The sequence below is a fragment of the Faecalibacterium sp. IP-1-18 genome, from assembly GCF_023347355.1.
In the GTDB taxonomy this organism is placed as follows: Bacteria; Bacillota; Clostridia; order Oscillospirales; family Ruminococcaceae; genus Faecalibacterium; species Faecalibacterium prausnitzii.
On record NZ_CP094472.1, the window covers coordinates 1166849 to 1186158 of the forward strand.

Annotated in this window: 16 protein-coding genes; 14 read left to right on the forward strand and 2 right to left on the reverse strand. The window is 59.4% G+C overall.

Annotated features, from left to right (window positions below; genetic code table 11):
* The first annotated feature begins 4 nt into the window (after nt 1–4).
* The 8 genes from purM (at nt 5) to MTP43_RS05595 (ending at nt 11684) form a co-directional block, all read left to right on the forward strand.
* Nucleotides 5–1051, forward strand: coding sequence for a phosphoribosylformylglycinamidine cyclo-ligase (gene purM, locus MTP43_RS05560; protein ID WP_005922298.1), 1047 nt, complete (start codon nt 5–7; stop codon nt 1049–1051).
* Entirely contained in the window at nt 1045–1641 is a 597-nt protein-coding gene (gene purN, locus MTP43_RS05565) for a phosphoribosylglycinamide formyltransferase (RefSeq protein ID WP_113621262.1), read from the forward strand. Before purM ends, purN begins: the two co-directional genes overlap by 7 nt.
* Nucleotides 1642–1837: 196 nt before the next feature.
* Nucleotides 1838–2638 (forward strand): IMP cyclohydrolase, encoded by an 801-nt coding sequence (locus MTP43_RS05570; RefSeq protein ID WP_113621261.1) that lies wholly within the window; start codon nt 1838–1840, stop codon nt 2636–2638.
* 33 nt (nt 2639–2671) lie between these two features.
* Complete coding sequence (locus tag MTP43_RS05575; protein WP_113621260.1) at nt 2672–3853, forward strand: phosphoribosylaminoimidazolecarboxamide formyltransferase; 1182 nt, start codon at nt 2672–2674, stop codon at nt 3851–3853.
* A 241-nt stretch (nt 3854–4094) separates the two neighbouring features.
* The gene (gene purD, locus MTP43_RS05580) at nt 4095–5399 is read left to right on the forward strand and encodes a phosphoribosylamine--glycine ligase (protein WP_015538203.1); all 1305 of its coding nucleotides are present in this window, start codon (nt 4095–4097) and stop codon (nt 5397–5399) included.
* 89 nt (nt 5400–5488) lie between these two features.
* Complete coding sequence (locus tag MTP43_RS05585) at nt 5489–9181, forward strand: phosphoribosylformylglycinamidine synthase (RefSeq protein WP_015538204.1); 3693 nt, start codon at nt 5489–5491, stop codon at nt 9179–9181.
* Between the two features lie 237 nt (nt 9182–9418).
* Nucleotides 9419–10864 carry an adenylosuccinate lyase gene (gene purB / locus MTP43_RS05590; protein WP_015538205.1) on the forward strand — a complete coding sequence of 482 codons (1446 nt, stop codon included), beginning with the start codon at nt 9419–9421 and terminating at the stop codon, nt 10862–10864.
* 118 nt (nt 10865–10982) lie between these two features.
* A complete protein-coding gene (locus MTP43_RS05595) occupies nt 10983–11684 on the forward strand; it encodes a pseudouridine synthase (protein WP_015538206.1) in 702 nt (233 codons plus the stop codon).
* Between the two features lie 35 nt (nt 11685–11719).
* On the opposite strand, the gene MTP43_RS05600 is transcribed toward MTP43_RS05595, so the two are convergent.
* Nucleotides 11720–11899, reverse strand: a complete 180-nt coding sequence (locus tag MTP43_RS05600; protein WP_005922290.1) for a hypothetical protein — start codon at nt 11897–11899, stop codon at nt 11720–11722.
* A gap of 49 nt (nt 11900–11948) precedes the next feature.
* On the opposite strand from MTP43_RS05600, the gene MTP43_RS05605 reads away from it, so the two are divergent.
* The 6 genes from MTP43_RS05605 (at nt 11949) to rsmA (ending at nt 18667) form a co-directional block, all read left to right on the forward strand.
* On the forward strand, nt 11949–13034 hold the full coding sequence (locus MTP43_RS05605) for a PucR family transcriptional regulator (RefSeq protein WP_005922289.1): 1086 nt from the start codon (nt 11949–11951) through the stop codon (nt 13032–13034).
* 141 nt (nt 13035–13175) lie between these two features.
* The gene (gene ftsE / locus MTP43_RS05610; RefSeq protein ID WP_005922288.1) at nt 13176–13940 is read left to right on the forward strand and encodes a cell division ATP-binding protein FtsE; all 765 of its coding nucleotides are present in this window, start codon (nt 13176–13178) and stop codon (nt 13938–13940) included.
* Nucleotides 13937–14845, forward strand: coding sequence for a cell division protein FtsX (locus MTP43_RS05615; RefSeq protein ID WP_005922287.1), 909 nt, complete (start codon nt 13937–13939; stop codon nt 14843–14845). Before ftsE ends, MTP43_RS05615 begins: the two co-directional genes overlap by 4 nt.
* Before the next feature lie 19 nt (nt 14846–14864).
* Nucleotides 14865–16229 carry a murein hydrolase activator EnvC family protein gene (locus MTP43_RS05620; protein WP_015538207.1) on the forward strand — a complete coding sequence of 455 codons (1365 nt, stop codon included), beginning with the start codon at nt 14865–14867 and terminating at the stop codon, nt 16227–16229.
* A gap of 156 nt (nt 16230–16385) precedes the next feature.
* Entirely contained in the window at nt 16386–17735 is a 1350-nt protein-coding gene (locus tag MTP43_RS05625; RefSeq protein ID WP_113621259.1) for a S41 family peptidase, read from the forward strand.
* Between the two features lie 80 nt (nt 17736–17815).
* Nucleotides 17816–18667 (forward strand): 16S rRNA (adenine(1518)-N(6)/adenine(1519)-N(6))-dimethyltransferase RsmA, encoded by an 852-nt coding sequence (gene rsmA, locus MTP43_RS05630; RefSeq protein WP_015538209.1) that lies wholly within the window; start codon nt 17816–17818, stop codon nt 18665–18667.
* Between the two features lie 141 nt (nt 18668–18808).
* Here rsmA and MTP43_RS05635 read toward each other — a convergent pair whose 3' ends face one another.
* The gene (locus MTP43_RS05635) at nt 18809–18988 is read right to left on the reverse strand and encodes a hypothetical protein (protein ID WP_044960032.1); all 180 of its coding nucleotides are present in this window, start codon (nt 18986–18988) and stop codon (nt 18809–18811) included.
* Between the last annotated feature and the right edge of the window lie 322 nt (nt 18989–19310).

Here is a 19310-nt window from a genome sequence, read left to right on the forward strand (position 1 = left end):
GAACATGGAAAAGAGCTATTCTGAAAGCTACGCCGCAGCAGGCGTGGACATTACCGCCGGTTACCGCTCTGTGGAGCTGATGAAGCAGTATGTCGCCCGTACCATGAACGAGCACTGCATCGGCGGCTTGGGCGGCTTTGGCGGCCTGTTTGAGCTGGACTGCACCGGCTATAAGCACCCGGTGCTGATCTCCGGCACCGATGGTGTGGGCACCAAGCTGAAGGTGGCCATGATCATGGACAAGCACGATACCATCGGTATTGACTGCGTGGCCATGTGCGTCAACGATGTCATCTGCGCCGGTGCAAAGCCGCTGGTGTTCCTGGATTACATCGCCTGCGGCCGCAACGTGCCGGAAAAGATCGCCAACATCGTCAAGGGCGTGGCCGAGGGCTGTGTGCAGGCCGATTGCGCTCTGGTGGGCGGCGAGACTGCCGAGCACCCGGGCATGATGCCGGAGGATGAGTACGATCTGGCCGGTTTCACCGTGGGCGTTGTGGACAAGGAGAAGATCCTGAGCAACGAGACCATGGCAGCCGGTGACGTGATCCTCGCCCTGCCCTCCACCGGTGTGCACTCCAACGGCTTCTCGCTGGTGCGCAAGGTGTTCAACATCGACGCCGACCCCGATGTGCTGTTCTCCACCCCCGCCGAGCTGGGCGGCAAGACCCTTGGCGAGGCGCTGCTGGCTCCCACCAAGATCTACGTCAAGCCCGTGCTGAAAGTGCTGGAAGAGGTGCAGGTCAAGGGCATCTCCCACATCACCGGCGGCGGCTTCTACGAGAATATCCCCCGCAGCCTGAAAAAGGGCTGCTGCGCCCGCATCAACAAGGCAGATGTGCGCACCCCCGCCCTGTTCCACCTGATGCAGAAGGTGGGCGGCATCTCCGAGCACGATATGTTCAACACCTTCAACATGGGCGTGGGCATGGTGCTCACCGTGCCCGCCGAGCAGGCTGATAAGGCACTGGAGATCCTGCACGCCAACGGCGAGCCGGAGGCTTACCGTCTGGGCGTCATCGCAGAAGGTGAGGGCGTGGAGCTGTGCTGAACATTGCCGTGTTAGTGTCCGGCGGCGGCACCAATCTGCAGGCGCTGCTGGACAGCGAGGCCCGGGGAGAGAACCCCAATGGTAAAATTACGCTGGTAGTGGCCTCCAAGCCCGGTGTCTTTGCGCTGGAACGCGCCGCAAAGGCGGGTGTGGAGGGCTGTGTGGTGCGCCGCAAGAACTACGCCGCCAGCGAGGAATTTGATGCTGCACTGTTGGAAACACTGCGGGCGCACAAGATTGATCTGGTGGTGCTGGCGGGCTTTCTGTCCGTGCTGGGCCCCAGCGTCATTGCGGCCTATCCGCGCCGTATCCTGAACGTGCACCCTGCGCTGATTCCTTCCTTCTGCGGGCCGGGAATGTACGGCCTGCGTCCCCACGAGGCTGCATTGGCCCGAGGCTGCAAGGTGACCGGCGCTACTGTCCACTTTGTCAACGAGGAGTGCGACGGCGGGCCTATCCTGCTGCAGAAGGCCGTGGACATCCTGCCCGGCGACACCCCCGAGGTGTTGCAAAAACGGGTGATGGAGCAGGCGGAATGGAAGCTGCTGCCCAAAGCGGTGGCTATGATCTGTAACGGTGAAGTGGAGTAAAAGAACCCTCTCCGTCAGTGCTGACGCACTGCCACCTTCCCCGAAGGTGGAGGTTTTACACATCTGATGGTAACGCAGAAAAAAGCTCCCCCCGAGTGGACAGACTTCCCCCGATCGGGGGAAGATGGCGAAGCCAAAAAGGGGAATAGCTGGCGAGCGAATGCGAGCCTGAGAGGGTCTGAATAGGAGAACAACAATGGAAAAGATCAACCTGAACGAGTATCTGGCCTCCAACGAGTACCCCGGCCGCGGCATTGCTGTGGCAATGGCACCGGACGGACGGCAGATGTTTATCGGCTACTTTATCATGGGCCGCAGCGAGAACAGCCGCAACCGCGTGTTTGACCCTGTGCCCGAGCGCGGCGGCATCTGCACCGTTGCAGCCGACCCCGCAAAGCTGGAAGATCCCAGCCTGATCATTTATAACCCGGTGCTGACCCTTGGCAAGACCCACATCGTGACCAACGGCGACCAGACCGATACCATCTACGACCTGATGAGTCAGGGCAAGAGTTTTGCCGACGCCCTGCGCACCCGCACCTTTGAGCCGGACGGCCCCAACTACACCCCCCGCATCTCCGCTGTGGTGTACGCTGACGGCAGCTACCAGATGAGCATCCTCAAGTCTGCCGACGGCAACGGTGACAGCGTGCAGCGCTATTTCTTTGATTATCCCCAGCCCGTTGCAGGCGAGGGCCACTTCATCAGCACCTACAAGCACAACGGCAACCCCATCCCCAGCTTTGAAGGTGAGCCTTTGCGCTTTGCCTGCCCCCGCACCATCGGTGATTTTGCCCACGATATGTGGAGCAGCCTGAACGTGGACAACAAGGTGAGCCTGTTTGCCCGGGTCATCGACCTGGACACCGGCGAGAGCGGCGATATGATCTTTAATAAATATGATCCGGTGTGCAGCGACCTTGACGACCCCGAGGAGCCGGAGCTGCTGCCCGAGGAGCTGGAACTGCTCAAAAAGCTTGACGCCGAGGAAGAATAAGAGTAAACCTTAGGATATAAGGAGGATGCACCAATGAATGAACTCGCACTGAAGTACGGCTGCAACCCCAACCAGAAGCCCAGCCGCATTTATATGGAAGATGGCTCCGACCTGCCTGTTACCGTGCTGAACGGCAAGCCCGGCTACATCAACTTTCTGGATGCCCTCAACTCCATCCAGCTGGTCAAGGAACTGAAAACCGCCTGCGGTCTGCCCGCAGCGGCTTCCTTCAAGCACGTTTCCCCGGCGGGCGCAGCACTGGGTCTGCCCCTGACCGAGGTGGAGCGCCGGATGTACCACATTGCCCCGGAGACCGAGCTCTCCCCGCTGGCTTGCGCCTACGCCCGCGCCCGCGGCGCAGACCGGATGTCCTCCTTCGGCGACTGGATCGCCCTGTCTGACATCTGCGATGTGCCCACCGCAAAGCTGATCCAGCACGAAGTCTCTGACGGTATCATCGCCCCGGGCTACGAGCCGGAGGCACTGGCTATCCTGTCCGGCAAAAAGAAGGGCAACTACAATGTGGTCGCCATCGACCCCGCCTATAAGCCCGCGCCCATCGAGCATAAGCAGGTGTACGGCATCACTTTCGAGCAGGGCCGCAACGAGCTGGTCATCAACGCAGACACCATGCTGAACAACTGGGTCACCGAGAACAAGGATGTGACCGAGGAGCAGAAGCGCGACCTCATTATTGCCCTCATCACCCTGAAGTACACCCAGTCCAACAGCGTGTGCTACACCTATAATGGTCAGACCATCGGCGTGGGTGCCGGCCAGCAGAGCCGCATCCACTGCACCCGTCTGGCCGGTCAGAAGGCCGACAACTGGCAGCTGCGCCACATGGACAAGGTGCTGAACCTGCCCTTCCGTGACGATGTGGCAAAGCCCAACCGCGACAACGCCATTGATGTTTACATCGGCGATACCCCGGAGGATGTCATCGGCGATGACGTCTGGGCCGAGACCTTCACCCGCCAGCCCGAGCCGCTGACCGCCGAGGAAAAGAAGGCCTACCTCAGCAAGGTGACCGGTGTTTGCCTTGGTTCGGACGCTTTCTTCCCCTTCGGTGACAATATCGAGCGCGCCCGCCGCTCCGGCGTGACTGCCATCGTGCAGCCCGGCGGTTCCATCCGCGACCAGCAGGTCATCGACACCTGCAACAAGTACGGCATCGCCATGGCCTTCTGCGGCCTGCGGCTGTTCCATCACTGATTTTCCTCTGCACAGGAGCAACGCAGCAAAAGCCTTCCCCCGGACGGGAAAGACTCTCCCCGGCCGGGGAGAGATGTCGCGGTAGCGACAGAGCGGGGAACGGGTGGCGCGTAAGCGCCGGATGGGGGCGTACGGAAGCTGCCCCTCATCAGTCTGCTGCGCAGACAGCTTCCCCCAGAGGGGGAAGCCTTCAGAGGATGCCCGCATACGCGGGCAGATCAAAAACGGGAAGGTGAATGATATGGCTGAAAAAATTTTGGTAGTGGGCGGCGGCGGCCGCGAGCACGCCATCATCAAGGCACTGAAAAAGAGCCCCGACTGCGGCGAGATCTGGTGCGCACCGGGCAACGGCGGCATCAGCTATGACGCCAAGTGCAAAAACATCAAGGCCACCGATGTGGATACCATGGTGGGCTTTGCAGTGGAAGAAAAGTTCGATTACGTTGTGGTGGCGCAGGACGACCCCCTTGCACTGGGCATGGTGGATGCGCTGGCAAAGGCAGGCATCCCCGCCTTTGGCCCGGACAAGGCCGCTGCCCGCATCGAGGCTTCCAAGGTATTCTCCAAGGATCTGATGAAGAAATACGGCATCCCCACCGCAAAGTACGAGACCTTCGATGACCCCGCAAAGGTCATGGATTACATCCGCGCCGAGGGTAAGTACCCGGTGGTCATCAAGGCGGACGGCCTTGCACTGGGCAAGGGCGTGCTCATCTGCGAAAACGAGCAGGAGGCTGCCGACGGCGTCAAGGAGATCATGCTGGACAAAAAGTTCGGCGCATCCGGCAACCATGTGGTGGTAGAGGAGTTCCTCACCGGGCCGGAGGTCAGCGTGCTGAGCTTTACGGACGGCAAGGTGGTCAAGCCCATGGTCTCCAGCATGGACCATAAGCGCGCCAACGACCACGACACCGGCCTGAACACCGGTGGCATGGGCACCATTGCTCCCAACCCCTACTACACCCCGGAGGTGGCTGCGGAGTGCATGGAAAAGATCTTCCTGCCTACCATCCGCGCCATGAACGCCGAGGGCTGCCCCTTCAAGGGCTGTTTGTACTTCGGTCTCATGCTCACCCCGGACGGCCCCAAGGTCATCGAGTATAACTGCCGCTTCGGCGACCCCGAAACGCAGGTGGTGCTGCCGTTGCTGGAAAGCGACCTGCTGCACATCATGCAGGCCTGCACCGACGGCACGCTGGCACAGCAGGAGGTCAAGTTCTCCGATGGTGCTGCGGCCTGTGTGATTCTGGCCTCCGGCGGCTACCCTGTGGCCTATGAGAAGGGCAAGCCCATCTCCGGCCTTGTGGACGGTCAGCTGCCCGACGAGGAGAACGTGACGGTGTACCACTCCGGCACTGCCATCACCGAGGACGGCCAGCTTGTGACCAACGGCGGTCGCGTGCTGGGCGTTACCGCCACCGGCCCGCGCCTGACCAACGCCCTGAGCCACGCCTACGAAGCAGCCGAAAAGATCAGCTTTGAAAAGCTGCACAAGCGCAGCGATATCGGCCTGCGTGCCCTGAAAGCGCTGGCAGAGAAGCAGTAATTAGGAAAAGCACCCTCATCAGTCGCCGCAGGCGAGCTGGATGAGGGCGCGCCTTCAGAAGAATTGAATCATAAGGGGGAACCTACCCAATGGTCTATCGTATTTATGTGGAAAAAAAGCCCGGCTTTGATGTCGAGGCCAACGGTCTGAAAAATGAACTCACCAGCCTGCTGGGCATCAAGGACCTGACCGGTCTGCGCCTGCTGAACCGCTACGATGTGGAAGGCATCGACGAGGCACTGTTCAACCAGTGCGTCAGCACCGTGTTCAGCGAGCCGCCGGTGGATAACACCTACGCCGAGCTGCCCGCTGCCGAGGGCGTGTCTTTTGCCGTGGAGTATCTGCCCGGCCAGTTCGACCAGCGCGCAGCTTCTGCTGCCGAGTGCATCCAGCTCATCAGTCAGGGTGAGCGCCCGCTGGTGCGCTCTGCCCGTGTCTACCTGCTGGAGGGCGCTCTGACCCCCGAGCAGGTGGCCGAGATCAAAAAGTATGTCATCAACCCTGTGGAAGCCCGCGAGGCTTCTCTGGAGACCAAAGAGACCCTGAAGATGGATTACCCCGTGCCCGCTGCCGTGGCAGTGCTGGAGGGCTTCAACCAGCTGGATGAGGCTGGTCTTGCCAAGTTCATTGAGGAAAAGGGTCTGGCCATGGATCTGGGGGACATCAAGTTCTGCCAGGAGTACTTCCGCACCGAGCAGCGCGACCCCACCATCACCGAGATCAAGATGATCGACACCTACTGGTCCGATCACTGCCGCCACACCACCTTCGGCACCATTCTGGACGATGTGCAGATCGATGACGCTGTGGTGCAGGAGGCCTTTGACCGCTACATGGCGATGCGCACCGAGCTGGGCCGCGAGAACAAGCCCCGCTGCATGATGGACCTTGCCACCATTGGTGCCAAGGAGCTGAAGAAGCAGGGTATCCTGAAGAATCTGGACGAGTCTGAGGAGATCAACGCCTGCACCGTCAAGATCAAGTGTGACGTCAACGGCAAGGATGAGGACTGGCTGTTCCTGTTCAAGAACGAGACTCACAACCACCCCACCGAGATCGAGCCCTTCGGCGGTGCTGCCACCTGTATCGGCGGTGCTATCCGCGACCCGCTGTCCGGCCGCAGCTACGTCTATCAGGCTATGCGTGTCACCGGCGCAGGCGACCCGCTCAAGCCGGTCAGCGAGACCATGCCCGGCAAGCTGCCCCAGCGCAAGCTGGTCACCACCGCAGCCGCCGGTTACTCCTCCTACGGCAACCAGATCGGTCTGGCTACCGGTCAGGTGGACGAGATCTACCACCCCGGCTATGTGGCAAAGCGCATGGAGATCGGCGCTGTTGTGGGCGCTACCCCTGCTTCCCACGTCCGCCGCGAGTGCCCCGCTCCCGGCGATGTGATCGTGCTGCTGGGCGGCCGCACCGGCCGTGACGGCATCGGCGGTGCTACCGGTTCCTCCAAGGCGCACAAGCTGGACAGCCTTGAGCACTGCGGTGCGGAGGTGCAGAAGGGCAATGCGCCCATCGAGCGCAAGCTGCAGCGCCTGTTCCGCCGCGAGGACGCCTGCAAGATGATCAAGCGCTGCAACGACTTTGGTGCCGGCGGCGTTTCCGTTGCCATCGGTGAGCTGGCCGACGGCCTGTATATCGACCTGAACAAGGTCACCAAGAAGTACGAGGGTCTGGACGGCACCGAGCTGGCCATCAGCGAGAGCCAGGAGCGCATGGCTGTGGCCCTTGCCCCGGAGGATGTGGACAAGTTCATCGCCATTGCCACCGAGGAGAACCTCGAGGCTACCCCTGTGGCCAAGGTCACCGAGGAAAAGCGCCTGAACATGGTGTGGAACGGCGTTTCCATCGTGAACATCAGCCGTGAGTTCCTGAACTCCAACGGTGCAGAGAAGCACCAGAACGTCCATGTGGAAAAGGGCAGCGTCTGGCAGCCCCAGTGGGCAGGCCTGACCTTCAGCCAGAAGATGAAGTCCATGGTGGGCGATTTGAACGTCTGCAGCAAGAAGGGCCTTTCCGAGCGGTTCGACTCCACCATCGGTGCAGCCACCGTGCTCATGCCCTTTGGCGGTGCATACCAGCTGACCCCCCAGAACGCCATGGTAGCAAAGCTGCCGGTGGACGGCGAGACCTCCACCTGCTCCGGCATGGCATGGGGCTATAACCCCTATCTGATGAGCGCCAACCAGTATGTGGGTGCACGGATGGCTGTTATTGAGAGCGTGACCAAGCTGGTTGCCACCGGCTTCCGCTACGAGGACGCTTACCTGACCTTCCAGGAGTACTTCGAGCGTCTGGGCAACAAGCCCGAGCGCTGGGGCAAGCCGCTGGCTGCCCTGCTGGGCGCACTGGATGCGCAGATCGGTCTTGGCATTGCTTCCATCGGCGGCAAGGACAGCATGTCCGGCTCCTTTGAGCAGCTGGATGTGCCCCCCACGCTGGTGTCCTTTGCCACTGCCATTGGCAAGGCAAGCCGCGTAGTCTCCACCGAGTTCAAGAAGCCGGAGAGCACCGTGGTGCTCGTTCGTCCCATCATCGACCCGGAGACCGGCTGCCCCAACTTCTTCTCCCTGAAGGCCAACTACAAGATCGTGGAGAACATGATCGAAGAAGGCATGGTCGCTTCTGCCTGCTCCGTGGGCTACGGCGGCATTGCCGAGGCACTGTTCAAGATGGGTCTGGGCAACCGCATCGGCTTCAAGATGCGTGCGGACATGACCACCCACCAGATGTTTGAGCCCATGTATGGCTCCATCATTCTGGAAATGGTGTCTGATTCTCCCGCCGGTATGCTGCTGGGCGAGACTACCAAGGAGTACACCTTCGAGTCCTGCGGCGAAAAGCTGGATATGGCCGAACTGCAGGAGATCTGGGAGAGCAAGCTGGAGCCTGTGTATCCCTACCGCAAGGCCGGCCCCGCTGTGGAAAAGATCAACGGCAGCCTGACCGCTCCCGCTGCACCCAAGATCGGTGTTGCAAAGCCCAAGGTCATCATCCCGGTGTTCCCCGGCACCAACTGCGAGTACGACACCGCCAAGGCCTTTGCCCGCGCCGGTGCTGACCCCGAGATTCTGGTGGTACGCAATCTGACCCCCGCCGATGTTGCCGAGAGCTGCGAGGCACTGGTCAAGGCCATTGACGCAAGCCAGATCGTCATGCTGCCCGGCGGCTTCTCCGGCGGCGACGAGCCGGACGGCAGTGCCAAGTTCATCGCCTCCTTCTTCCGCAACCCTGCGGTCACCGAGGCTGTGCGCCGTCTGCTGCAGCAGCGCGATGGCCTGATGCTGGGCATCTGCAACGGCTTCCAGGCTCTGATCAAGCTGGGTCTGGTGCCCTACGGCGATATCCGCCCCATCACCGCCTGCGACCCCACCCTGACCTTCAACACCATCGGCCGTCACCAGAGTATGCTGGTGCACACCCGTGTGGCTTCCACCGGCAGCCCGTGGCTCAGCAAGTGCGAGGTGGGCGAGATGCACACCATTGCCATCAGCCACGGCGAGGGCCGCTTTGTGGCTCCGCAGGAGGTGCTGGACACCATGCTGCGCAACGGTCAGGTGGCTACCCAGTATGTGGATCTGACCGGCGTGCCCACCATGGATCAGAGCTTCAACCCCAACGGCTCTGTGCTGGCTATCGAGGGCATCACCAGCCCGGACGGCCGCGTGTTCGGCAAGATGGGTCACTCGGAGCGCAGCGGCGAGTACCTGTACAAGAACGTCACAGGCGATAAATACCAGCCGATCTTTGAGGGCGGCGTGGACTATTTCAAGGTTTGATGGTAGAATAAGAAGAAAAATCCCTCAGTCATCGCAGACGCAAGGGTGAACCCTCTCAGTCAAAGCCTGACGGCTTTGCCAGCTCCCCCGAAGGGGGGAGCTTACGAGAGGAGAGGGAAAGGTTGCTTTTTTCTTGGGAAAGAAGCAACTTTTCCGTTTGCAGAAATAGCTCCCCACCTCGGGGGAGCTGGCGAGCAAAGCGAGACTGAGAGGGTTATTTTCAGGAGGAAACAACCAATGTCACAGCATGATCGCTATATCAGCCCTTTTTCCACCCGCTACGCTTCCGATGAGATGCAGTATATCTTCTCGGACGACAACAAGTTCCGCACCTGGCGGCGGCTGTGGGTGGCGCTGGCTCGTGCCGAAATGGATCAGGGTCTGACCAACATCACCCCGGATATGGTAGCTGAGCTGGAAGCCCATGTGGACGATATCAACTACGAAGTGGCCATCGAGCGGGAAAAGCTGGTGCGCCACGACGTCATGAGCCATGTCTACGCCTACGGCCAGCAGTGCCCCAAGGCAGCCGGCATCATCCATCTGGGTGCCACCAGCTGCTATGTGGGCGACAACACCGACATCATCGTGATGCGGCAGGGTCTGGAGCTGGTGCGCAAAAAGCTGGTGGGTGTGCTGGCAAAGCTGGCACACTTTGCCAAGGAGTACAAGGATATGCCCTGCATGGCCTACACCCACTGCCAGCCCGCACAGCCCACCACCGTGGGCAAGCGTGCTACCCTGTGGGCCAACGAACTGGTGATGGATCTGGCCGAGATCGACCATCGTCTGGCTACCCTGCAGCTGCGCGGTGTCAAGGGCACCACCGGTACGCAGGCTTCCTTTATGGAGCTGTTCAAGGGCGATGCCGACAAGATCCGCGCTGTGGATGCTTCCATTGCAAAGGAGATGGGCTTTGACCCCAAGGCCGTTGTGCCGGTGTCCGGCCAGACCTACAGCCGCAAGGTGGATGCCTTTATCCTGAATGCACTGGCGGGTATTGGCCAGAGCTGCATGAAGTTTGCCACCGACCTGCGCCTGCTGGCAAACTTCAAGGAGATGGAGGAGCCCTTTGAGAAGAACCAGATCGGTTCCTCCGCTATGCCCTACAAGCGCAACCCCATGCGCTGCGAGCGCATCTGCGCCCTTGCCCGCTACCTGATGGTGGATGTGCTGAACCCCAGCTTTACCACCGGCACCCAGTGGTTTGAGCGCACGCTGGACGACAGCGCCAACAAGCGCGTGGCTATGGCCGAGGGCTTCCTTGCCACCGATGCCATCCTGAACATTATGCTCAACGTCACCGATGGTCTGGTGGTGTACCCCAAGGTGGTGCGCAGCCGCCTGATGGCCGAGCTGCCCTTCATGGCCAGCGAGAACATCATGATGCAGGCTGTGGAAAAGGGCGGCAACCGTCAGGAGCTGCACGAGCGCCTGCGCCAGCACGCCATCGCCGCCGGCAAGCAGGTCAAGGAAGAGGGTCTGCCCAACGATATGGTGGACCGCATTGCCGCAGACCCGGCCTTTGGCCTGACCCGCGAGGAGATCGTGGCGGGGCTTGTGCCGGAGAACTTTGTGGGCCGTGCACCCCAGCAGGTGGAGGAGTTTATCGCCAACGTCCTGCAGCCCATCTTCGATGCTGACCCCGAGGATGTGGAGCAGCACGCCTCCCTGAGCGTCTGATAACAAGATCAATTGCAAAAAGGAGAAGCCCACGGGCTTCTCCTTTTTGCGTTTGTGCCTTGCACGATTTTGTCTGTCATGTTACACTGAGGGCATCATCAACAAAGGAGAACCGCTTATGCGTTTGGATAAATATCTGGCCGAGACTGCCCAGTGCACCCGCAGCGAGGCCAAAACCATGCTGGCAAAGGGGCGCGTGCAGGTAAACGGCGCGGTGTGCAAAAAAGGGGACACCCAGCTGAAGGATAACGACACGGTGACGGTGGACGGCGCGCCGCTGCGCTATCAGAAGTTCGTCTACCTCATGCTCAATAAGCCCGAGGGGGTGGTGAGCGCCTCTACCGATAAACGGGACACCACCGTGGTGGACCTGGTAGGGGACGCCTACCCCCGGCGGGAGCTGTTTCCGGCCGGGCGGCTGGATAAGACCAGCACCGGCTTTGTGCTGCTGACCGATGACGGCGGCTTTGCCCACGATATTCTGTCCCCCCGGCACCATGTTTCCAAGACCTACACCGTGACCATCGACACCCCGCTCACGCAGGAGATGCGCACCGGCTTTGCGGCGGGGGTCACGCTGGCAGACGGCACTGCTCTTTCGCCCGCCGAGGTGACCGCCCTTTCCCCGGACGGATGCACCGTGCGGGTAGTGCTGCGGCAGGGGGTGTACCACCAGATCAAACGGATGTTCGGTGTGTACGGTGCCGGGGTGAATGCTTTGCACCGGGAGGCGATTGGCGGCCTTGCACTGGATGCACAGCTTGCCCCGGGGCAGTGGCGGGAGCTTTCTGACGAAGAAGTGGCAAAAATTACCAGATAAAACACTGCACTTTTCACGCGACTTTCAAAAATGTATCACAATTTACCGGTAAAATAACGGTAAGAACCACGCAAAAAGGCACTTTTTTGGCAAAAAATGGCCCCGAAAGATAATTTCAACAAGAAAGAATTATTTTTTTTGTTGAAATCTGTTGCAAAAGTAAATTCTTTTGTGTAAAATATAGATTGTAATGCGGCTAAATTGTTTAAAATCACAACCCATGCCGCCGCGGCTTGCACAAACGAGGAAAAGGGGTATCCATTTATGGCCAATAGAGTATTTCAAAGCGTGATCTACCAGATGAAGGACGCAATCAATCGGGTGGTCGGCGTTGTGGATGAGACTGGCGCTGTCATTTCCTGCTCGGAGCTGAACCTGATCGGCGAAGTGCGCGAGGGCTATATGGCCGAGCGTCTGACCGCAGGCGACCGCTTTGTGCGCGACGGCTATACTTACCAGCAGTTCTCCAACGCCAAGCATAACGATTATGCCGTGTTCGTGGAGGGCGCCGACGAGACTGCAGGGCAGTTTGCCGGTGTACTGGCCATCAGCCTGCAGAGCATCAAGCAGTACCACGACGAAAAGTTCGATAAGTCCAACTTTATCAAGAACGTGGTGCTGGACAACATCCTGCCCGGCGATATCTACGCTAAGGCACGGGAACTGCACTTTGCCACCGATGTTTCCCGCGTGGTGTTCATCGTGCGGGTGATCAGCGGCGGCGATATCTCTGCCTACGATGTGGTCAGCAGCCTGTTCCCCGATAAGCAGAAGGACTTTGTGTTCAATATCAGCGAGACCGACACCGTGCTGGTCAAGGAAATCCGCAAGGGCATCGACCGCACCGATATGGAAAAGCTGGCTGCCAGCATTGTGGATACCCTCTCCGGCGAGCACTACATCAAGGCCGTGGTAGGCATTGGCACCCCCATTGCCAACGTGAAGGATCTGGCTACCTCCTTTAAGGAAGCTCAGATCGCCATGGAAGTGAGCAAGGTGTTCGATACCGAAAAGCAGATCATCCGCTACGATAACCTGGGCATTGCTCGTCTGATCTACCAGCTGCCTACCACCGTGTGCGAGATGTTCCTGCGCGAGGTGTTCAAGCAGGGCAGCATTGAAAGTCTGGATCAGGAGACTTTGTTCACCATCCAGCGCTTCTTCGAGAACAACCTGAATGTGTCCGAGACCAGCCGCGGCCTGTTTGTGCACCGCAATACGCTGGTGTATCGTCTGGAAAAGATCAAAAAGCTGACCGGTCTGGATCTGCGTGAGTTCGACGACGCTATCGTCTTTAAGGTAGCGCTGATGGTAAAGAAGTACCTGTCCAACAACCCGGCCAAATACTGATATTCCGCTGTGCGGGTTTTGCCCCGCCGGCGCCGAACCGGCCGCTCGAAACCGATGCTGGCCGGTTCTTTTTGCAGTACGGGCTGCGGACGGGCTGTCTTGACCGTCAAAAATCTTGATGTCAGGAGCTAATACGATTCCATGATCGATTTTGAACACGTTTCCAAAGAATATAAAAAGGGTGGCCGCCTTGCACTGGAGGATATCAACTTCCATGTGGATGAAGGCGAGTTCGTCTTTCTGCTGGGTCACTCCGGCGCAGGCAAATCCACCCTGCTCAAGCTGATTTTGCGGGAGGCGCTGCCTACCTCCGGCAAGGTGACTGTACTGGGCAAGGACGTAGCCAAGCTGCGCCGCCACAAGATCCCTTACCTGCGCCGTCAGATGGGCATCATCTTTCAGGACTTCCGGCTGATCCCCAGTATGACCGTGTACGAGAATGTGGCCTTTGCCATGCACGTCCTCAACGTGCCCCACAAGGAGATCCGTCCCCGCGTGGAGTACATTCTGGAGCTGGTGCATCTGGAGGATAAGGCCAAGTGCTACCCGGATACCCTTTCCGGCGGCGAGCAGCAGCGTGTGGCTGTGGCGCGTGCGCTGGTGCATAACCCCAAGCTGGTCATCGCGGACGAGCCCACCGGCAACATTGACCCGGAGCTGAGTCTGGAAATGATGCAGCTGCTGGAGCGGGTGAGCAAAATGGGCATCACGGTGCTGGTGGTCACCCACGAGCACGAGCTGGTGCACCGCTTCCATCAGCGTGTGGTTACCCTGAGCCATGGCCGCATCGTCTCGGACGTGCCCGCAGACCCCGTGGCCGCCGCCGAGGATGATCTTTCGCTGGATGTTGCCGCCTTTGATGCGGACGATGCGGCCGCTGCAAAGAAGGAGGTGGCTGCCGTATGATGCGTCCCTCTACCTTCTTTTTCCTTACCCGGCGCGGTGTGCGCAACTTGGGCAAGCACTGGGCCATGACCATTGCCTGCATCGCTTCTTTGAGTGTTTGTATGACCCTGAATATCTTTGCCAGTCTGGCCGAGGTGAATGTGGGCAGCATGGTGGCCTATCTGGGCAGCCAGAACGAGACGGTGGTCTATCTGGACCCCGAATGTGATGATGCCACCGCCGCGCAGGTAGGCGAGACCCTTTCGGCTATGCCGGGGGTCAGCGGGGTGCAGTACGTTTCCAAGCAGGACGTGCTCGACACCTACCGCGGCTATATGCAGGATTATTCCTCCCTGTGGGATGAATTTGAGACCGACAACCCCTTTAAGGCCAACTACCGGGTCACCCTGAGCGACCTGACCCAGATGGAGCGCATGAGCGTGAAGATGCAGGCCATCCCGGGCGTTGTCAGCGTTACTGCCCCGGTGGAGATGACCAATGTCTTTGTGGAGATCCAGAAGGCAGTCACCAAGGGTGGCCGCATGATCGTGCTGGTGTTGATGGTGGTCAGCATCATCACGGTGGGCAGCACCATCCGTCTGAGCGTTTTTGCCCGCCGCCGCGAGATCGAGATCATGAAGTATGTGGGTGCTACCAACCGCATGGTCACCCTGCCTTTCTTTGTGGAGGGCCTGACTATGGGTCTGATCTCCGGTATCCTGACCGCAGCGGTCAGCCTTGGCTGTTACACCTATGTGGTCAACGCCGCTGGTGGCTTGGGCGGCATCTGGCAGATGCTCATGGGCCGCGCACTGGTGCCGGTGACAAACGTGCTGCCGACCATCGTGGTAACAAGCCTGCTCAGCGGTGCTATCGTAGGCGGCGTGGGCAGTATGTTCTCTATCCGCAAACATCTGAATGTGTGACCGAAAGGAGCCGCGTTTTATGAGTAAAGCAATGCACGCAAAGCCCTTCCGGCTCACAGGCCCTTATACCGCCCGGCACGCCCGGCCGGAAAGCCCCCGCAGCAAGCTGATCCGTGTGGTCAGCCTTGGGCTGGCCTGTGTCTGCCTGCTGCTGACAGCCACAGTGTACCCGGCCTCGGCAGCTACCAATAGCACCAGCATGGCTAGTTTGCAGACCAAGCTGGACAAGCTTTCCCAGTCTATCAATCAGCACAAAAAGGAACTCTCGGACGCAAAAAAGAAGGAATCTGCCGCAAAGGCGCTGGAAAGTGAGCTGAAAGAGCGGGTCACCGTCCTACAGGATCAGATCAGTGTGCTCGGCGGCCAGATCGCTGCGGTGCAGAACAGCATTGGCGAGAAGGAACAGCAGATCGGTGTGATGCAGACCCAGATCACGGACAAGCAGACCCAGATCGAGCAAAAGCAGAACGAGATCGACGGTCAGTGGGATGATTTCAAAAAGCACATGGCCGCCATGCAGGAGCTGCGGGACGGCGGCAGCGTAGCCATGCTCAGCGCGGTGAACGACCTGTACGAGCTGCTTACCTTTAACGAGGTGATGCAGGATATCTCCATCAAGGACACCGAGATCATGAACAACATGAAGTCTGCCAAGCAGGAGCTGGAGGACGATAAGGCCGCGCTGGAAGAGCAGAAGGCCGGTCTGGAAGCCGAAAGGGCAGAGCTGCAAAGCCAGAAGAGTGAGTTGGACAGCCAGAATGCCCAGATGAAGGGCAAGCAGAGCGAGCTGAACAACAGCATCTCTGCGGCAAAGCTTTCCGCTGCCGAGGCACAGGCGGCGCAGCAGAAGGCACAGGCAGCCATTGAATCCGACGAGTTGAACTACGAGGCCGTGAAAAAGGAGATCCAGAAGATGATCGCCGCAGCCTCTGCCAGCAAGCCGCAGCTGAGCTTTAGCGGCTTTGCCTGCCCGCTGAAGAGTTATAGCCGCATCTCCAGCGAGTACGGCTGGCGCAAGAACCCGGTCTCCGGCGTAAACAAGCTCCATGCCGGTATCGACTTTGCGGCAGCCGGCGGCACGCCTATCTACGCAGCCGCCAGCGGCTATGTGCAGGTGGCAGGCTGGTCTACCGGCGGCTATGGCAACTACGTTATCATCTACCACGGCAAAATGTCCGATGGCAATACCTATTCCACCCTGTACGCGCACATGCGCTCGGTGGCTACCAGTGCAGGCAAGTATGTGAAGCAGGGTGAACTGATCGGTTATGTGGGCACCACCGGCAATTCCACTGGCAACCACCTGCATCTGGAGGTGTGGAAGGGCGGCTCCAAGGCCAACGCCGTGAACCCCCGCAGCTGCATCCCCATCCCCCATAACTAACTAACAAGCAACGCAAGGAGTCTGGTTGATCTATGAACGAACAAAAACGCAAGCGCGTGCTGCGCATCGGCTGTCTGGTTCTGGCAGGGGTGTTTGTACTCTCGCTGCTGGGCAGCATCCTTATGATGCTGCTGCTCTGACCGGAGGAAACAAACCATGAACCGTAAAATTTCTTTGGGTATGGCGGTCACTATCGTGATCCTTGCCATGACCATGACCTTTTCCATCACGATGCTCATCGCCATGCGTCTGTTCGACAGCACGGTCAACAGCGTAAAAGAAAAGGAAAGTATGTACAACAAGATCGCTGAGGTGGACCGCTATGTCCGCAGCAACGATTACTACACCATTGACGAGGCCACCCTGTATGACCGCCTGACCGCCGGTTATCTGCTGGGTACGGGCGACAAGTACGCCCGCTACTATACCGCCAACGCCTACACCGAGCTGATGAACATCCAGAGCGGCAAGATTTTGGGTATCGGCGTGGAGCTTGGCATCGACCAGACCGGTTACGCCAAGGTGACCCGTGTTTACGACGGATCTCCCGCACAGGAAGCAGGCATCGCCGTGGGCGACTACATTACCACCGTGGGCGATACCGATATCAAGAGCCTGTCCGGTGCAGATGCCGTGTACAAAGCCCTGCAGGGCGAGGCCGGCACTACCGTTACCGTGACATGGCTGGACAGCACTGCCGCCAGTAAAACGGCTGAGCTGACCCATTCCGGCTACACCAGCACCACCGTGGATTACCAGCTGCTGGACAATGTGGGCTATATCCGCATCCGCCAGTTCGACGGCACTACGCCCAGCGAGCTGGACTATGCCCTGCGCACCCTGACCGCAAACGGCGCGGCCAGTCTGGTGTTTGACCTGCGGGACAACGGCGGCGGCATTCTGGAAGATGCTGTCAACTGCATTGACCTGATCGCCCCGGAGGGCACTGTGGCCTACGCCGAGGATAAAAACGGCAACCGCACCGTCATCGGCAGCAGCGATGCCGAAAGTGCCGTCAGCCTGCCGATGGTCTGTCTGGTCAACGGCAACACCGCCAGCGCAGCCGAGCTGTTCGCAGCCACCCTGCGCACCATGAACGGAGCCCGTCTGGTGGGTACCACCACCATGGGCAAGGGCACGATTCAAAGCAGTCCGCAGCGCCTGTCGGACGGCAGTGCCGTGGTCATCACGGTGGCAAAGCTGGTCTGCGGCGACGGCAGCTGCTTTGACGGCACCGGCCTGACGGTGGATGTGGAGCGCGCTTTGAGCACAGAGGAAGCGACGAACTTCTACGACTATACCCCCCAGACCGACCCGCAGGTACAGCGCGCTGTCAGCGCTGCCCAGCAGCTGAGCGGCACCACTACGCTGGCAGGCGCAAGCTCTGCAGCCGCAGCGGACAGCGCTGCTTCCTCTGCCGCAGCAGACGATACCGCCCCCGCAGAAGCTGCGGAAGGGGAGACTGCCGCGTCTGAGCCGGAAACAGCTGCAAGCGCAGCGGAGTGAACCTCACGATCCTGAACCATAAACACCAAAAAGGCTGCTGCGTTCTGCAACAGCCTTTTTCTGAGAAAGGAAATGACCCTATGCCGGAACTGACCGACCTTTCTGTGATCCGTGCCCTGTGCGAAAAATACGATTTTGCACTTTCCAAGGGCTTTGGGCAGAACTTTATCATCAACCCGGGCATCCCCACCAAGATCGTGGATGCCAGCGGGGTAGACAAGCGCTACGGTGTCATCGAGATCGGCCCCGGCATCGGTGTGCTGACCAAGGAGCTGGCTAAGCGCGCCGCCAAGGTGGTGTCCATCGAGGTAGACGAGCGTTTGCCGCCCCTGCTGGCCGAGACCATGGCCGGGGTGGACAACTTCAAGTTGGTGCTACAGGATGTGCTGAAGGTGGACCTGAAAGCCCTCATTGCCGAGGAGTTCCCGGGGATGCCGGTGGCAGTGTGCGCAAACCTGCCCTACTACATCACCAGCCCTATCGTGATGAAGCTGCTGGGCGACCGTCTGCCCATCGAGAGCCTGACCGTTATGGTGCAGAAGGAAGCCGCCGACCGTCTGGCCGCCGTGCCCGGCACACGCGCTTCCAGCGCCATCAGCTGCGCGGTGAACTACTACGCCACCTCCAAGCTGATGTTCACCGCTGCACCGGGCAGCTTTTACCCCGCCCCCAAGGTGACCAGCGCTGTGGTGCGCATGGATATCCGCCCCACCCCCGCCGTGCAGGTGGAGGACGAGGCGGGCTACTTTGCGCTGGTGCGCGCCGCCTTTGGGCAGCGCCGCAAGACTGCTGCCAATGCCATTGCAGGTGGGCTGAACCTGCCCAAGGAGAAGGTCATTGCTGCCATCGAATCCGCAGGCTTTGATGCCCGCATCCGCCCGGAAGCCCTGACGCTGGAGGACTTTGCCAAGATCCAGCAGGCACTGGGCTGAGCAAAAAGCAGTATAGTCGGTGGGCGATAGCCCACTGAAAAAAGATCGCAAAAAAACCGGAACCTTTTCAGAGCCGCAAGGGCTCACAAAAAGGTTCCGGTTTTCTGTTTTTTAATGGTTATGCGGCAGCATTCGCCTTACTCAGAAGGGGAAGATGGTGCCGTCCTCCTTCACGGTGCAGGCGTTCAGGGCGACCTTACCGTGAATGTCTGCACCGTCTGCAAGGGTGTTAACGTTTGCTGCGGAGGAGGTGCCGAAGGCCTTGAATTGCCAGCCCTTTGCAGAGGCGCTGTCCTCTGCTGCCCAAACTGCGGCAGACAACGACGGACTGACTGCGGCATTGCCAAGAAGGGTATTATTTTGTGAAATGCTGGGACGAATGCGCAGGCGTACCGGACTTTTTTGCGCCCTTGCGCACCGGGCAAAAAAGAAATTTCTTTTCATAGTCCTGCGGTGGGTAGGACGAAACTTTGTCAAATGCGTGGAATATTACAGAAAAATTTGTGAAAGGCGACCAATGAATATCCCCTAAACGTGTTGATATTGAGAAAAAAGACGGAGGATTGTTTACAAAAGAATGACAGGCTGGTATACTTTATAACGGTAGATCCCTATGAGATCCGCAAAGAAATAAGAAAGGAAA

Excerpts from the sequence above, each read along its gene's own strand:
- purM (WP_005922298.1), top strand. The coding sequence starts at position 5 with ATGGAAAAGAGCTATTCTGAAAGCTACGCCGCAGCAGGCGTGGACATT.
- MTP43_RS05570 (WP_113621261.1), top strand. The coding sequence starts at position 1,838 with ATGGAAAAGATCAACCTGAACGAGTATCTGGCCTCCAACGAGTACCCC.
- MTP43_RS05575 (WP_113621260.1), top strand. The coding sequence starts at position 2,672 with ATGAATGAACTCGCACTGAAGTACGGCTGCAACCCCAACCAGAAGCCC.
- purD (WP_015538203.1), top strand. The coding sequence starts at position 4,095 with ATGGCTGAAAAAATTTTGGTAGTGGGCGGCGGCGGCCGCGAGCACGCC.
- MTP43_RS05585 (WP_015538204.1), top strand. The coding sequence starts at position 5,489 with ATGGTCTATCGTATTTATGTGGAAAAAAAGCCCGGCTTTGATGTCGAG.
- purB (WP_015538205.1), top strand. The coding sequence starts at position 9,419 with ATGTCACAGCATGATCGCTATATCAGCCCTTTTTCCACCCGCTACGCT.
- MTP43_RS05595 (WP_015538206.1), top strand. The coding sequence starts at position 10,983 with ATGCGTTTGGATAAATATCTGGCCGAGACTGCCCAGTGCACCCGCAGC.
- MTP43_RS05605 (WP_005922289.1), top strand. The coding sequence starts at position 11,949 with ATGGCCAATAGAGTATTTCAAAGCGTGATCTACCAGATGAAGGACGCA.
- ftsE (WP_005922288.1), top strand. The coding sequence starts at position 13,176 with ATGATCGATTTTGAACACGTTTCCAAAGAATATAAAAAGGGTGGCCGC.
- MTP43_RS05615 (WP_005922287.1), top strand. The coding sequence starts at position 13,937 with ATGATGCGTCCCTCTACCTTCTTTTTCCTTACCCGGCGCGGTGTGCGC.
- MTP43_RS05620 (WP_015538207.1), top strand. The coding sequence starts at position 14,865 with ATGAGTAAAGCAATGCACGCAAAGCCCTTCCGGCTCACAGGCCCTTAT.
- MTP43_RS05625 (WP_113621259.1), top strand. The coding sequence starts at position 16,386 with ATGAACCGTAAAATTTCTTTGGGTATGGCGGTCACTATCGTGATCCTT.
- rsmA (WP_015538209.1), top strand. The coding sequence starts at position 17,816 with ATGCCGGAACTGACCGACCTTTCTGTGATCCGTGCCCTGTGCGAAAAA.